The organism is Bacteroidota bacterium, from assembly GCA_016714535.1.
Lineage (GTDB): Bacteria > Bacteroidota > Bacteroidia > AKYH767-A > OLB10 > JADKFV01.
On sequence record JADKDR010000005.1, the window covers coordinates 306,418 to 322,563 of the forward strand.

Genomic DNA, 16,146 nt, shown 5'->3' on the forward strand with positions numbered 1-16,146 from the left:
AAATTAATGCAACCATGGAGTAGGGAAGAAGTTACGATTGGTGATTATATTTTAAATAAAAAATTATGGAGCAAAACAATCAATGTTGCATAGTGGAGTGCGAAATGCCGCTCGATTCAAACTATTGGAACAACCAATACATGAATAATTCTACCGGCTGGGATTTGGGTACAGTTTCATTACCTTTAAAAAATTATATCGATAGCATATCAGCGCGCAACCTGGCGGTACTTATTCCAGGATGCGGTAATAGCTACGAAGCTGCATATATGTTAGCGATGGGATTTACAAATATCACTGTAATTGATATAGCTCCTGAGCCGGTTAATAAATTGCGAAATCAATTGGGTGATAACGAAAATATTAAAATCGCCTTAGGCGATTTTTTCGAACATGAAGGTCAATACGATTTAATACTTGAACAAACTTTTTTTTGTGCGTTACCACCGGCATTGCGTCAGCGGTATGTATCAAAAATGCATCAGCTACTTAAGCCGCAGGGTATATTAGCAGGTGTATTATTTAACATCAACTTTGAAAATGCAGGGCCACCATTTGGCGGCAGCCAAATGGAATACGAACACTTGTTGAAATCTGCCTTTAGGACTATAGAAATGACACCTTGCACCCAATCGGTAGAAAGCCGTCAAGGCAAAGAACTTTGGTTCCAGTTGCAAAAGGATAATAATAATGACACAACTATCTTGCAAATTGAGGGTCTCACCTGTGGCAGTTGTGCCCGCTCAGTCGAGCAGCAAGTAATGCAGATACCGCAAATACACAATGTTTCCATTAGCACTAATTTAAAAGATACGCTAATTGTGTCATCAGGCAATCTCAACATTTCGACTGTTAGCGAAACCATAAACCAAAACCCTGAATACAAGTTACTGCATCCTTGATATTAAAATTTCAGTTGTATTTCAACACAAAAATAATCGCTAACACTACTGGCTATTGCGCTTACTTTAACCATACTGAAACTTACGCATATTAATTTCAATCTCTTTAGCATGCACAACCAAAAGCAGACTTTTAAGAAACTGTATCAAAAGTCACAAAGCTGTTATGCGGATTAGTTTTATTTTCGCAACCTAAAAAATATTGAAGATGACATTTATAGAATTAATCAAGCAACCGTGGCCATGGTGGATTGCCGGAGTTTTAATAGGTTTAACGGTGCCAGTATTACTCATCATCGGTAATAAGAAGTTTGGTATATCATCCTCACTTCGTCACTTATGTGCTATATGTTTACCTGCAAACATTTCATTTTTTAAATACGACTGGAAAAAGGAAATGTGGAACCTGTTTTTTGTTACCGGAGTTTTGGTGGGAGGCTTTATAGCAGGGCATTTCTTATCAAACCCTAATGATATAGTGGTGGCAGAGGATACCAAGGTGGCCTTAGCTAATTTTGGAATTACCGATTACAGGTATATGTTGCCTATTGAAGTGTTCTTAGTTGAAAATATTTTTACAGTTAAAGGTTTGTTCTTTTTTGTAATTGGTGGTTTCCTTGTCGGTTTTGGCACACGCTATGCCGGTGGCTGCACCAGCGGTCATGCCATAATGGGGCTTTCCAATTTGCAATGGCCTTCATTGGTTGCAACCTGTTGCTTCATGGTTGGAGGTTTTTTTGCAGCCAATATTTTATTACCCCTCATTTTTAAAATATTTTAAGTATGAAAACACAAATAGAAAGCAAACAAAGTATTGAAAACCGACATACCGATGCGGTATGCGTTAACGATTCGAAAATACAACATCCCTTATGGCATAATATCAAGTACTTTGTAGTAGGTATTGCATTTGGAATCGTATTCATTAAAGCAGAAATAGTTAGTTGGTTTCGTATTCAGGAAATGTTTCGTTTAGATTCTTTTTTTATGTACGGTGTAATTGGTACAGCGGTTATAGTGGGGATGATTTCAGTATTTATAATTAAGAAGTTTCGCATTAAAACATTAAGCGGAGAAGTCATTACTTTTGAAGATAAGCAATTCAATAAAGGCAATGTGATTGGTGGTTTAATATTTGGGATAGGGTGGGCCATTACAGGCGCATGTCCCGGACCTTTGTTCGCGCAAATTGGAAGTGGTTTTGTCGCAGTTATTGTAACATTCTTAAGTGCAATGGCCGGCACATGGGTTTACGGTTATTTCAGAGATAAACTGCCGCATTAAATTATCATTTTCCCTTTGTAAAAGTTTAGACCAATTGCTTCAACATCAATCACAGAAATTGATGGAATGGTTTCAATACATTATTATTGATGAATGCATTTCCTAATTACTATTAAATTGTGTTTATGTTACTTGCAATCAAACTATAAATGCAACACTGCGTAGACGTTGCACTTATTAATTAGCGAACGTAAATTCTTTCTGATTGTTTATCGATACAGCAATTGCCTTTTCTTTATTTATTTTTCCTTCAAGAATTTTTTTCGACAATTCGTTCAGTAATTTTTTCTGAATAACACGTTTAAGCGGACGAGCACCAAACTGAGGATCATAACCTAACTGCCCCAGCCATTCAACAGCTTTTTTATCAATGTTAAGTTGAATGCCATTTTCGGCCATTTGCTTTACCAACTGCGATATATTCAGCTTTACTATCTCAGTAATTTCATCGCGGTTTAGCGGATTAAACATAATTACCTCATCAATACGATTAAGAAATTCGGGACGTATTGTTTTCTTAAGTAATTCATACACTTGATTTCTAGTTTTTGCTATTACCTCATCACGATTGGTTTCAGTTAAGTTTTCAAAGTTTTCCTGTATCAGATGCGCCCCTGCATTACTTGTCATAATAATTATCGTATTCTTAAAGTTAGCCGTGCGCCCTTTGTTATCGGTTAGTCGGCCATCATCTAATACCTGAAGCAAAATGTTGAATACATCAGGATGCGCTTTTTCTATCTCGTCCAGCAATACCACACTATAAGGTCGTCTGCGTATGGCTTCGGTAAGTTGTCCGCCTTCATCATATCCCACATATCCGGGAGGTGCGCCTATCAATCTCGATACGGTATGTTTTTCCTGATACTCGCTCATATCAATGCGCACCAGCGCATTGTCATCATTAAACAGGTAGCTTGCCAGTGCTTTGGCTAGTTCTGTCTTTCCAACACCTGTGGTTCCCAAAAATATGAATGAGCCAACAGGCCTTTTGCTATCTGATAAGCCTGCACGACTTCTGCGTATTGCATCGCTAATTGCGGCAACAGCATCTTGCTGACCAACTACACGTTTGTGTAATTCATCCTCAAGCAAGAGTAATTTTTCGCGTTCACTTTGTAACATACGATTTACAGGGATGCCAGTCCAGCGTGCAACTACTTCGGCTATATCTTCACTGTCTACTTCCTCTTTCATCATAGCACCATGAGCCTGCATGGTGGCCAGTTCATTTTGCAAGGTGATAGCTTTTGCTTCCGTCTCTTTTATTTTACCATAGCGCAGCTCTGCCACCTTACCATAATCTCCGCTGCGCTCAGCCTGATCGCTTTCCAGTTTATATTGTTCCGCCTGGTGTTTCGTTTGTTGTATCGATTCCACAATCTTTTTTTCGCTTTCCCATTTCGATTTTATGGCATTTCGCTGCTCGTTCATGTTTGCTAGTTCTGTTGCCAACTCACTCATGCGCTTGTTGTCATTTTCACGCTTAATGGCTTCACGTTCAATTTCTAGCTGCATTATTTTGCGTTGAATGGTATCAAGTTCTTCGGGCACAGAGTTCATCTCTAGCCGCAGTTTACTTGCTGCTTCGTCAATCAGGTCAATGGCTTTGTCAGGTAAAAAGCGATCGCTTATATATCGTTGCGATAATTCAACTGCGGCAATGATGGCCTCATCTTTTATTCGCACTTTATGATGCGATTCGTACCTTTCTTTTAAACCGCGCAGTATGGCAATGGCGTCTTCGGTATCTGGTTCTTCAACCATTACCTTTTGAAACCTGCGTTCAAGCGCCTTGTCTTTTTCAATATATTTTTGATATTCGTTAAGGGTGGTAGCACCTATGGCACGCAATTCACCTCTTGCCAGGGCAGGCTTTAAAATATTTGCTGCATCCATAGCTCCATCGTTGCCCCCTCCGGCACCAACAAGTGTGTGTATTTCGTCAATAAATAAGACGGCAGTTCCTTCGCTTCCAATTACTTCTTTTACTACTGATTTTAAGCGCTCTTCAAATTCGCCTTTGTATTTTGCTCCGGCAATTAGGGCTCCCATATCAAGAGAGTAAATAGTTTTATCTTTTAAATTTTCGGGTACATCTCCATTTATAATTCGATGAGCAAGACCTTCGGCTATTGCCGTTTTTCCAACACCCGGTTCGCCTACCAATACAGGGTTGTTCTTGGTTCTGCGCGAGAGTATTTGCAATACGCGTCTTATTTCTTCGTCTCGGCCTATTACAGGGTCAAGCTTGCCACCGCTTGCCAGTTCATTTAGGTTTTTTGCATACTTATTAAGCGCCTGATAGGTGTTATCACTTGTTTCGCTCTGAACCTTAGAGCCTTTGCGCATGTCTTTGATTGCTGCAAGCAGACCTTTTCGGTGAGGCCACTGTCTTTTAGTATCGTACCTGTACTTTCTCCATATTTCAATATCGAGAGTAGCAAGTGCTCATGAGCTACAAATTCATCTCCAAATTCCTTTAAAAAACCTGTAGCATTGGCAAGCACCTTATTGGCTGCCGGTGAAAGGTAAACTTCGCCACCACTTACTTTGGGTTGTTTTTGTAATTGCTCATTTATTTTTTCGGTAACATGATTTACGTTTATATTGTTCTTCTTTAGTAAATAAGAAATGATAGAGTCGGGCTCAGTGATCATTTGGTATAGCAAATGAGTATTATCTATTTGCTGATGACCCGCCTGCAAAGCCATTTGGTGAGCTTGTTGGAGTAATTCCTGTGTTTTGATGGTCAAATTTTTCATAACTAGAAAGTGATATTGGTTTGTTTGAATACCACTTGCAGCATAAATCTTTCCATTTGATTTATTAGGTCATTTTGGCGCATTAGTTTGAATAAAACGGAAAATATTTCGGAAAGTATAGGGTTATAGTGACAAAATTATCATTCAGTATTTTAAAAATAGATAGTCCTTAGCAATAGTCCGGTTTTTTACCTACCTTTATTAATCATAATTGGCATTATATGTTTTATTGATAAGTGCCTAAATTTTATTGAAAATAATTTTTCTTTTAAGTTTAACCGTTGAAGTAAGTTCAACGGAAGCCACCGTCCATTCTTTGGCAATCTTTTCTCTAAGGTTGGTATTTTCAAAACGCAGATAGACATATCCACACCCTATGGTTTGTGTTTTCATAAACCCACTATGCCTATGGTTTGTGTTTTCACAAACCCACTTTTGCTGCCTGTCAAAAATAAACGCTACCTTGGGCAACTTTTTATAAAACAAACAGATATAATATTTTCATACCGGTCTATTCCGGCAAACAATTTTCACATGCATTTTAATTCATTAGGTATTATCGAACCTATTCTAAAAGCGATAGAGAAGGAAGGCTATACTACGCCTACACCCATACAAAAACAAGCAATACCAATAGTACTACAAGGGACAGATTTGCTGGGATGTGCACAAACAGGCACCGGAAAAACGGCTGCTTTTGCAATACCAATTTTACAATTGTTGAGCGCAGTTCAAACCAACGACAAGAAACTAAAAATTCGCAGTCTTATTGTAACACCAACACGCGAACTTGCCATACAAATAAACGAAAGTTTTAAAGCCTATGGCCGGCATACAAGATTGCGCAGCACTGTTGTGTTTGGCGGTGTGGCACAGGGACCACAAACTAATGCTTTGCTGCATGGTGTAGATATACTTATAGCCACTCCCGGTCGGTTGCTCGACCTTATGAATCAAGGATATATCTCCCTGCGCGATATTGAAATATTTGTGCTTGACGAAGCCGATCGCATGCTCGATATGGGCTTTATTCATGATGTGCGAAAATTAATTGCTGTGCTACCAACAAAGCGCCAATCGTTATTTTTCTCTGCAACAATGCCTCCTGAGATTGTAAAACTTGCGTCAAGCATTTTACACCATCCAAAAAAGGTTGAAGTTACACCCGAATCAACCACTGCCGAAACGGTGCAGCAATACATTTACTTTGTTGATAAAGGCAATAAAAATTCGTTATTGATTGATGTGCTTAAGGACACAAAAATAAAAACCGCATTAGTATTTACTCGAACAAAGCATGGTGCCGATAAAGTCGTAAAAGTTCTGGAGAAGTATCACATAAAGGCCGAGGCCATACATGGTAATAAAGCGCAAAACGCTCGGCAACGTGCTTTATCAAATTTCAAAGCACAAACCACTCGTGTATTAGTTGCAACAGATATTGCCGCACGCGGTATTGATGTTGACGATTTGCAATATGTGATAAATTACGAAATGCCAAACGTTGCCGAAACGTATGTTCACCGTATAGGTCGAACAGGTCGCGCGGGTGCTTCGGGCACAGCTTTTTCGTTTTGCGATGCAGAAGAAAAAGCATACCTCCGCGATATTGAAAGATTGATAACAAAACGTATTCCTGTGATTGCTGATCATGCGTATCCATTGATTGATAATTATCCGGTGCCTACTGCACAAAAGCAACAACAGCGTAGGCCTCAGCAAGGCGCAAGACCACAACAAGGTAGCTCCAAGCCACAAGGGGCCAAAAAGCAAGCAGCTAAACCACAAAGAAACTGGCAACGCAATAAAAGGCGGAATACAAGTGCATAGCAGCAAATGAGAAGTTTATAAAGTAAAAATGTTTACCAATGTGATAGATACCGCTATTTAATTTGGCGACATTTTATGCACTAAAAGATTAAATATTTTTTTTGATATACTCGCGTAATGCTTTGATTAACAAAAAACAGTTTTAGCAGAAAACGCAATCAGCTATTATTAAGTTTCTACCGAATATATTTTGTTTATCAATTCTTTATTATTCTCAAATATTATTTTCCTTTTCAATTTAAGCGTTGGGGTAAGTTCACCGGAAGCCACCGTCCATTCTTTGGCAATCATTAATTCGCGCTTAATTTTTTCTACCTGTCCAAGTTTGTTATTTACTTTAGCTACTTCGAGTCAATTTTCTTAATCACATCCGCATTCAATATCATCTGTTCAGGGGTAGTGTAGGGTATACCTTTAATGTTGCACCAGCTTTCCATGTAATTAAAATTAGGGCAAATTATAGCTGATGCAAATTTTTGATTCTCTCCAATAACCATTGTATTCTCAATAAAAGGCGATTCTTTAAGCAAATTTTCGATTGGCTGTGGAGCTATGTATTTACCACCACTGGTTTTAAAAATTTCTTTTTTACGATCAGTAATTTTCAAATATTTATTGTTGACCATCGTGCCAATATCACCAGTATGCAACCAGCCATCACTGTCTATTACTTCTTTGGTTAGGTCATCCCGTTTATAATAGCCTTGCATCACACTTGGACCTTTGCAGAGTATCTCCCCATCTTCTGCAATTTTTACCTGCACGTTTTCAATTACTAATCCAACACTGCCAAAGCAAGCACTACCCGGTTCAAGATAATTTACTGATATAACAGGCGATGTCTCGCTCAGTCCATAACCTTCGAGTATGGGAATTTCGGCTGCCCAAAAAATACGTGCCAGTCGCTCCTGCAATGCTGCGCCACCACTTACAATGCATTTTACGTTATTACCAAGTCCTTCGCGCCATTTGCTGAAAACTAATTTGCGGGCCAGCTTTAACTTGGTTTCATAAAACCAACCATTCTTTTTATCTAATTCATATTGCAAGCCAAGGTTTACTGCCCACATAAAAATGGCTCTTTTTACTGGAGGTGCCGCCTTACCCTTGGCCATTATTTTGTCATATACCTTTTCAATTAATCTGGGCACAGCAGAAAACACATCTGGTTTTACCTCTTTAATATTATCTCCAATTTTTTCGATGCTTTCAGCATAATAAATACTCACGCCAATGTACATATACAGGTATGTTAACATCCGCTCATACACATGGCAAAGTGGAAGAAAACTGAGTGCTGTATGACGATGGTCAACCGGAGGTAGAGTGCGACAAGCGAGAAAATTAGAAACAAGATTATGGTGCGACAGCATCACTCCTTTTGGATTTCCGGTTGTTCCGCTGGTATAGATTAAGGTAGCAAGGTCAGTAGGTTTTACTGCTTTCTTCCGGGTTTCAACTTGCTCATCGGTAACCGCTTTACCTTCATGCGCAATGGCTGTCCAATGAGCAGCTCCCGTTATGGTATCAAATGTAAATAGGTGCTTCAGGTTTGGCAAGTCATTTTTAATCTGCATGATCTTGGTGTATAAAGCTTCATCGCTCACTACAATCAATTTGGCTTCGCAATCATTAAGTATAAACTTGTACTCGCTTTCGCTTATAGTTGGATAGATGGAAACATGCACGCCTCCCGTTTGTAGGATTGCATGATCCAGTATATTCCATTCAGGCCGATTGTTGGAGATGGACGCTACCTTGTCATTGTGCACAATGCCAAGTGCCAGTAGCCCCTTCGTATAGGAATTAACCTGGCTGATAACTTCCGAAGTACTGTGCTTGCGCCAGGTACCATTTTCTTTTCCTGCAAGCATATCATCTTTTGGATAATTGGATAACTGCCACGGCAGTAGGTCAAACAATCGGGTTACTTCCATTTCTTTTTATTTTAAGTTGAGGTGGATAAATCTACTAATGATTTTTAATTCGTAAGAGCAATTATAATCTTTTTATTTTGAACTTATTATTAAACGCTTTTTTTTGATTAGTAAGAAATTTAATAAAGACTTTAATTATGTGGCAAGTGCACAGTGCCAATGGAGCCCGCCTCGTGTGATGGATTATACAGATAATCTGAAAATTCGCCATAAGGAAACAGTTGCATAAATCAAAGCTAGGCTCTAAGCAAATGGTATGTAGTTTAATTAACTGCCTTTTGGTGCATGGTAATAGTCAGTTGCCAATTGGAATATTTGTTTGCTTTTGATTATGAGATAAGGCATTTTTGCCCCGCAAAAAAAAAATGAAATGATTATAAGAAGTAAGGCGCCTTTGCGATTGGGTTTGGCGGGCGGTGGTACCGATGTTAGTCCTTACTCGGAAATGTATGGCGGGGCCATACTTAATGCCACCATAAGTCGATATGCTTTTTGTACCATCATCCCTACGGATGATGGCATCATTACAATAAATGCCCGCGATCAGCAACAGGAAATAAATTACCCAAGCAGCCTAACCTTGCCATTTGATGGAAAGCTGGATTTGATAAAAGGGGTATACAACCGGATAGTTAAAGACTTTGGCAGTAAGGCCCTATCCTTTCGCATGGATACCTTTGTTGATGCTCCTCCGGGCTCAGGCCTAGGATCATCTTCAACCTTGGTAGTGGCCATAATTGGCGCATTTGCCGAGTGGCTGCGCATTCCGCTTGGCGAATACGACATTGCTCAACTTGCTTATTCCATAGAACGCGAAGACCTTGGGTATGCAGGAGGAAAGCAGGATCAGTATGCTGCTACTTTTGGCGGTGTAAATTTTATGGAGTTTCACGAAAACGGAAAAGTCATTGTTAATCCATTGCGCATAAAGGATATGGTCATGCATGAGTTACAACATAACCTGATACTTTTTAATACCGAAACTTCAAGACTATCATCAACCATCATCGAAGAGCAGGCAAAAAATGTGAAAGAGAAAAATGAGAAATCCATTGAAGCCATGCATCAGCTTAAGCAACAGGCAATTCAAATGAAAGAAGCCTTGCTTACCGCTAAAGTAGATAGTATAGGGGAGGTGCTGCACTTTGGCTGGCAACAAAAAAAACGTATGGCTGCCAATATCAGCAATACGCTAATTGATGCTATTTACGAAAAAGCTATAGCAGCAGGCGCTACCGGAGGAAAAATATCAGGGGCCGGAGGAGGTGGTTTTATGACCTTTTACGCACCTGCCAACAAAAAGTATGATGTGGTTAATCTGCTTTCATCAGTTGGCGGCACTGTAATTAACTATAACTTTGTAAGCGAGGGTTTAGTAACATGGACAACTAATTAACTATGACCATATACCATGAGTGATAAAATAAGAAACATTATACAGGCATCAGTAGATACCAAGTTAAAATGGATGAATGATGCTGCGCTGATACATACCATAGAGCAAGTGGTTACGGAAATTACAAACTGTTTTAAGGCAGATGGGAAACTTTTGTTGTGTGGCAATGGCGGTAGTGCTGCCGATGCACAACACCTTGCCGCTGAGTTCACCGGCAGGTTTTATACCGACCGCGAGCCATTATTTGCTGAGGCTTTACATGTAAACACCTCGTACCTGACGGCTGTTGCAAACGATTACTCATACGATGAAGTGTATGCACGCCTTGTGAAGGCCAAAGGCCGCAAGGGTGATATTTTAATTGCCCTTTCCACCTCAGGCAATTCAGCTAATATTATCAAAGCCCTCCAAGTAGCTAAGGAGCGTGGATTAATTATAGTAGGTCTTACTGGAGCCACCGGAGGAAAAATGAAGGACTTGTGCAATTACTTAATAAACATACCGAGTAACGACACCCCGCGTATTCAGGAAAGTCACATTACCGCAGGCCACATTATTTGCCAGCTGGTAGAAGAAAACATGTTTAATTCCTGAAACCCTTCGAATATTGAACACACATATTAAAGAAGCTATCATCATTGCCGGTGGACTTGGAACACGACTACAGCACCTACTTCCCGGTATACCTAAACCTATGGCACCTGTGTGTGGCAAACCATTTTTATATTATTTGCTTAGTAAGTTGAATAAGCAAGGCTTTACAGATGTTGTGCTTTCAGTTGGGCATTTGCATGAGCATATTACAGATTATTTCGGAAATGATTTTGGAAACATGCGTTTGCATTATTCCATTGAGCATACCCCTTTGGGTACAGGAGGCGCTATAAAGCTGGCCCTGCAAAAAATAGAGGATGTTGCTGTTGTATTAAATGGCGATACATTGTTCGATATCGACTTGCAGCAGTTTTATAGTCTTTTTTTGAAGCATGAATGCGATCTGGCCATTGCCCTTAAGCCCATGCATGACTTTGAACGGTATGGAACCGTTGAAACCAATTTGCATGGAAGAATTACCCGCTTTGTCGAAAAAAAGTATTTGAAAGAAGGAGTTATTAATGGTGGAATCTATTGCCTTAGAAATAATTTTTTTGATATCGTGAAAATGCCTCAGGCATTTTCGTTTGAAAAGGAAATTCTTGAAAATATGGCAGCTAACCTATGGATTCAAGGTATTGAATTTCAAGATTATTTTATTGATATTGGTATTCCCGAAGATTATAATAAAGCACAGCATGAGTTTGCAAAAATTGATAATTGATAGGAGGTGGAACTTGTTTCTTGATCGGGATGGTGTATTAAATAAAATGTTGCCCAACGATTATGTCAAATCCTGGACGAGTTTGAGTGGCTGCCGGGCGTAAAGCCTGCATTGGTAGTGCTAAGTAAAATATTTTCGCGCATCATTATCGTTACGAATCAACAAGGGGTGGGTAAGGGTTTGATGAACGAAGAGGATTTAGAAAGTATACACACCATGTTAACAACCGAAGTCCGACTTAGTGGTGGGCGTATAGATGCCATTTACGCTGCTACATGCTTAAAAGATGAGGATACCAAAAAAATGCGCAAGCCCAATACAGGTATGCTTTTACTTGCGCAAGAGCAATTTGAAGAAATCGATTTTAAAAAATCAATTATCGTGGGTGATAGTATAAGTGATTTGCAAATGGGGCATGCATTGGGATTAATAACCATAGCATGCAACAATTCGCAAATACATGAACATGCAGATTATAACATTCCAAACCTAACCGGAATTTTAGCTTTACTCGAATATAAATAATAGGTTATTTCCTTGAAGGAGCTCTTTTTTAAATCATAATCGGAGACGAATTCAGCATAACAAAGCAAGAAATATCCCTGATAATCGCAAGATTACTTCTTATATTCAATCTTTTGTATTAGGCGGTTTAGCATTATCAGATTGGGTGGACTTATATCGATTGAAATGTTAGTCATAGATAAGAATTCATCATGCATTTGGAGAAAAGAATTAGAAATGCTGCCTCAGTTGGCCAGAACAGCCGATAATCAGCCCGAATAAAACTTTGCTTCTTATTTTTATTTTCGGTAAGTAATTCTACTTTTGAACCCTCAAAAATTTCACCTTCACAACTATGATATTTATTGTTTCGAGCCAGGCATTGGCTAAGGGATTACAGATAGCCAGCGGTGCGCTGAGTAATAACAGCCCGCTTCCGATACTTTCTTACTTTCTTTTGATCTAGACAAAACCAACCTGGAAATTTGCGCTTCAGATCTTGAAACCACTATGATAACGCGCATCGAGGTAGAGTCAAAGGACAAAGGAAAGGTTGCTGTTCCGGCTAAATTGTTGCTAGATACGATAAAAACTTTTGGCGATGAGCCACTTACTTTCAACCTGAACAAACAAACCTATATGATTGAAGTGAGCAGCCTACGTGGTAAGTTTAAGGTAGCTGCTATGAATGGTGAAGAGTTTCCAAAAATTCCGGTTGTAGAGAAGGCCAATTTTGTAGACTTACCATCAACGGTTGTATCCGAAGCTATTGAACGCACCTTGTTTGCTACCGCTAGCGATGATTTGCGAGCCGTTATGAATGGCGTGTTTTGTGAAATGAGTCCTGAAGGTATAACCTTTGTTGCTACCGATGCCCATAGATTAGTAAGATATAAGCGTAAGGATGCGCGTTCACAATCGAACGTTACTTTTATTATGGCAAAAAAGCCATTGAACTTGCTTAAATCTTCATTGCCACAAAATGATTCTAAGGTTCATATTGAATATAATGAAGCAAATGCATTTTTCACTTTTGCCGATTCTAAGCTTATTTGCAGGTTAATAGAAGGAAAGTATCCTAATTATGAAGCGGTAATTCCAAAAGAAGCGCCTAACGAGCTTATTGTTAACAGGGCACTGCTCCTAAGTTCATTAAGAAGGGTTTCTATATTTTCCAGTAAGACAACACATCAGGTTCGTTTAAAAATTGAAGGCAGTCAACTTACCATTAATGCCGAAGACATTGACTTTAATAATGAAGCAAGCGAAGTTCTTTCATGCAACTATGCCGGTGCCGACATGGAAATTGCTTTTAACTCCCGTTTCCTCATTGAGCTAATTAATAATATGCCAAGCGAAGATGTATTGATTAGATTGTCACTACCAAACAGAGCAGGCTTGTTTGTTCCTGCATCGCAAGGAAGCGATTCGCAAGAAGATTTGCTTATGCTGCTTATGCCGGTTATGATAAGCTAAGTGGTAGTAATCGCATTTAGCTCATTTATAAGTCGAGGTGCTACCTCGCATTGGTAAGTGCATTTCCCAATTTTTTTCACCCACCTGATACCACGCACTGCATTGGTCAAAAAAACCTCATCTGCTGTAAACAGGAATTTTTCAGAAATGCTTTTTTCAATGCTTTCGTAACCTATCTTTTTACAAAGTTTAGGAATGATGCTTCGCATTATTCCATCGGTGCAACCGTCACTTACTGGTGGATGAAAAACTCGATTTCCTTTGCGAATAAATAAATTTGAGGAGCTTCCTTCAAGTAATTTTCCGGAGGGGTTGGTTATTAAAATATCATCAAACCTATTTAACCGGGCATGATTTGCTGCAAGCACATAAAGCAGCATATTCCCGCATTTATATGGAGAATAAATAGAATACACCTTGGTTGCATCCCTATAAATACTAATGATTAATCCGTCTGTATTGAGCAGGTATTGGTCAGCAGGTAATGCACTTGATTCTATAAGCAATTCGGCTTCATCCTGCTGCGGCTGATAAAGGCCACCATCGGCCCGGTATAACTGCAAACGAATACGTGCATCCTCACTTATTTTATTTGTCGTTACTAATTGTAACGCAATTTGATTTAAAAAGTCCTCCGGGCTAAGACCGTCTTTTTTACTGCGTTCTAGCCATTCAGGTTGGGTCAATTGCAATGCCTTTATACCTTGGTTAAGCCGTGCGATATGTGCTTTTATAAATAATAAGCGGCCCCTGTGCCAACGCATGCTTTCAAGCAGCGCATCGCCATAAAGCAGTGCTCTGTTGTATGGAGTAATTCTTAGTTCTGTCGATTTTAGGAGCTTTCCATTATGGTAAACATACATGTTGGGATGTTTTTGTGGCCAAATTATCACTTTATAATTGATTCTTGTTCAAATAAAAATATATCGGAATAAAAACTTTTGTGCTTCTTTTCTGTTTAAAAAAACATAAAGATATTAGCAAAATGAAAGCTCAAATTAGTTGCAAATCATTCTTCGATTGTGAACTACTAATGCGCAATCAAGATTGGACTGATAAGAAAAACAGCGCAGTCTTTGGAGAGGTAAGTATTGCGCCTACCAGACACACATTTTTGGTTACCGCTAATGTGAGTGGTGAGGTGGATGAGCAAACAGGTTATGTAGTTGATACAAAATTGTTGCAATCGCTAATAAGTAAAGAAGTGCTCAGCCGTTTTCACAATAAATTTCTAAACAAGGAAACGTTAGAGTTTTCGAATAAAATTCCAACTTGTGAAAATCTTGCATATGTAATCTATAATCTCTTGCGTGGAAAAATACACAATCGATATCATTTGAAAATAAGTGTAAACGAACACCATAATTTTGAAGCAACCTACGAGGGTGATTAAACTATTGTCTCTTAAAAAATTGAGATATCTTGCCCAGAGGTTTCATCCACAGCCACCATGTGCTCGATTTCATGTTATTTACTTGCCAGGCTATTTTGTCTTCTTTATGTGCTTTTAGTTTGCTCAAAATGTCTGTGTTGCTTATTCCACCAAGGCGCATTTTTACTATAAACTCGTTGAGGTAATAGGTGCTTACATTGTTTTTATGAATAAATCGCAGCATAAGTTCATAGTCGGCACTAAATCGTAAATCAGTACGATAAAATCCCAGTTTCTGAAAAAGTTTAGTTTTTACAAAAAAGGTAGGATGAGGTGGCATCCATCCTCTGCGGAAAGCGCCTTTATGATAAACCCCAGCACGCCAAACTCTTTTTGTATTCGATATATTAAAGCGGTCAACGAATATAAGGTTGGCATATAAACTGTCAATGTTATTTTCAGAAAATGCTTTTTCTACTTTACTGATAACCTGATTGTCAAAAAATAAATCATCACTGTGAAGAATGCCAACTATATCGCCCGTGCTTAGCTTTATTCCCTTATTAAGTGCATCATACAGCCCTTTGTCTTTTTCAGAAATAAACTTAGTAATGCTGTTGGTGTATTTATTTATGATAGCTACGGTACCATCGGTAGATTTACCATCAACAACAATGTACTCTATATGAGGGTAGTCCTGTGAGATTACCGAATTGATTGTATCTTCAATAGTTTCTGCGCTATTAAATGCAATGGTTATGATCGATATTTTAAGAGGTTGACTCAAATTAAATTTTATGAAACAGGTTTTATTTCACGCTTACGGATGGCCACTGCCGGGTTGCCCTGATATATGGTATTTGCATCTAAATGATGAGTAGCTACGGAGTTTACTGCCAGCACCGAATGCGACTTACATGTTACACCCGGGCAAACAATAGCATGTGCTCCAATCCAAACTCCTTGCTCAATAGTAATACTTTCGGTTATCAATCCGAAATCTTCTTTTTTATAATCATGATTACCGGTCAATAACATAGCACCTTGCGACAGGCATGCATGATTGCCAATGCTAATAACCTCAAGGTTATCTATCCATACATGCTCACCAACCCAAACATAATCACCAAGGGTTAGTTTCCATGGGTATTTAATATTTACCGCAGGTTTAATGCGGACACCTGTTCCAATTCGAGCTCCAAACATTTTAAGAAGAAAAATCTTAAGCGATGAACTGGGATTGAGCGGATTGATGAAGAATAGCACATTGATAAAGTACCAGCAAAACAAGACTGCGCGATTACGGCCCGGTTTATACCAGTCATTATTATACCTATCCAGACGTGTTACGGTCACTGTATA

General features: G+C 39.0%; 12 protein-coding genes and 4 pseudogenes. 10 read left to right on the forward strand and 6 right to left on the reverse strand.

Annotated features, from left to right (window positions below):
• Positions 1 to 65: 65 nt before the first annotated feature.
• From IPO27_08950 to IPO27_08960, 3 genes are all read left to right on the forward strand, one after another.
• Positions 66 to 902, forward strand: coding sequence for a methyltransferase domain-containing protein (locus tag IPO27_08950; protein MBK8846646.1), 837 nt, complete (start codon positions 66 to 68; stop codon positions 900 to 902).
• Between the two features lie 208 nt (positions 903 to 1,110).
• Positions 1,111 to 1,683, forward strand: coding sequence for a YeeE/YedE family protein (locus IPO27_08955; GenBank protein MBK8846647.1), 573 nt, complete (start codon positions 1,111 to 1,113; stop codon positions 1,681 to 1,683).
• Positions 1,684 to 1,685: 2 nt separating this feature from the next.
• Complete coding sequence (locus IPO27_08960; GenBank protein MBK8846648.1) at positions 1,686 to 2,186, forward strand: YeeE/YedE family protein; 501 nt, start codon at positions 1,686 to 1,688, stop codon at positions 2,184 to 2,186.
• 177 nt (positions 2,187 to 2,363) lie between these two features.
• Here IPO27_08960 and clpB read toward each other — a convergent pair.
• Together clpB and IPO27_08970 are read right to left on the reverse strand one after the other, a co-directional pair.
• Positions 2,364 to 4,951: pseudogene (clpB, locus tag IPO27_08965) on the reverse strand (ATP-dependent chaperone ClpB).
• A 240-nt stretch (positions 4,952 to 5,191) separates the two neighbouring features.
• Positions 5,192 to 5,344 carry a hypothetical protein gene (locus IPO27_08970; GenBank protein MBK8846649.1) on the reverse strand — a complete coding sequence of 51 codons (153 nt, stop codon included), beginning with the start codon at positions 5,342 to 5,344 and terminating at the stop codon, positions 5,192 to 5,194.
• A gap of 141 nt (positions 5,345 to 5,485) precedes the next feature.
• On the opposite strand from IPO27_08970, the gene IPO27_08975 reads away from it, so the two are divergent.
• Complete coding sequence (locus IPO27_08975; protein ID MBK8846650.1) at positions 5,486 to 6,781, forward strand: DEAD/DEAH box helicase; 1,296 nt, start codon at positions 5,486 to 5,488, stop codon at positions 6,779 to 6,781.
• Positions 6,782 to 6,949: 168 nt separating this feature from the next.
• Here IPO27_08975 and IPO27_08980 read toward each other — a convergent pair.
• Positions 6,950 to 8,718: pseudogene (locus IPO27_08980) on the reverse strand (long-chain fatty acid--CoA ligase).
• 370 nt (positions 8,719 to 9,088) lie between these two features.
• Between IPO27_08980 and IPO27_08985 the strand changes: the two are divergent.
• The 5 genes and pseudogenes from IPO27_08985 to dnaN all read left to right on the forward strand — a co-directional run bounded on the left by IPO27_08985 (position 9,089) and on the right by dnaN (position 13,412).
• Positions 9,089 to 10,114, forward strand: coding sequence for a dehydrogenase (locus tag IPO27_08985; GenBank protein MBK8846651.1), 1,026 nt, complete (start codon positions 9,089 to 9,091; stop codon positions 10,112 to 10,114).
• Positions 10,115 to 10,129: 15 nt separating this feature from the next.
• Entirely contained in the window at positions 10,130 to 10,708 is a 579-nt protein-coding gene (locus IPO27_08990) for a D-sedoheptulose 7-phosphate isomerase (protein ID MBK8846652.1), read from the forward strand.
• 25 nt (positions 10,709 to 10,733) lie between these two features.
• Positions 10,734 to 11,432 (forward strand): nucleotidyltransferase family protein, encoded by a 699-nt coding sequence (locus IPO27_08995; GenBank protein MBK8846653.1) that lies wholly within the window; start codon positions 10,734 to 10,736, stop codon positions 11,430 to 11,432.
• Positions 11,407 to 11,957 (forward strand): annotated as a pseudogene (locus IPO27_09000) (HAD-IIIA family hydrolase). The gene IPO27_08995 and the pseudogene IPO27_09000 overlap by 26 nt, the downstream one beginning before the upstream one ends.
• Positions 11,958 to 12,291: 334 nt before the next feature.
• Positions 12,292 to 13,412: pseudogene (gene dnaN / locus IPO27_09005) on the forward strand (DNA polymerase III subunit beta).
• Here dnaN and IPO27_09010 read toward each other — a convergent pair.
• Positions 13,409 to 14,275 carry an aminotransferase class IV gene (locus IPO27_09010; protein MBK8846654.1) on the reverse strand — a complete coding sequence of 289 codons (867 nt, stop codon included), beginning with the start codon at positions 14,273 to 14,275 and terminating at the stop codon, positions 13,409 to 13,411. The pseudogene dnaN and the gene IPO27_09010 sit on opposite strands and share 4 nt — an antisense overlap.
• Before the next feature lie 122 nt (positions 14,276 to 14,397).
• Here IPO27_09010 and IPO27_09015 point away from each other — a divergent pair, with 122 nt between their 5' ends.
• Positions 14,398 to 14,805, forward strand: coding sequence for a 6-carboxytetrahydropterin synthase (locus tag IPO27_09015; GenBank protein MBK8846655.1), 408 nt, complete (start codon positions 14,398 to 14,400; stop codon positions 14,803 to 14,805).
• A 1-nt stretch (position 14,806) separates the two neighbouring features.
• Here the strand turns inward: IPO27_09015 and IPO27_09020 are convergent, their stop codons facing one another.
• Positions 14,807 to 15,571: a glycosyltransferase gene (locus IPO27_09020; GenBank protein MBK8846656.1), complete on the reverse strand. Its 765-nt coding sequence runs from the start codon at positions 15,569 to 15,571 to the stop codon at positions 14,807 to 14,809.
• Positions 15,572 to 15,579: 8 nt separating this feature from the next.
• Positions 15,580 to 16,140 carry a colanic acid biosynthesis acetyltransferase WcaF gene (gene wcaF, locus IPO27_09025; protein ID MBK8846657.1) on the reverse strand — a complete coding sequence of 187 codons (561 nt, stop codon included), beginning with the start codon at positions 16,138 to 16,140 and terminating at the stop codon, positions 15,580 to 15,582.
• Positions 16,141 to 16,146 lie beyond the last annotated feature (6 nt).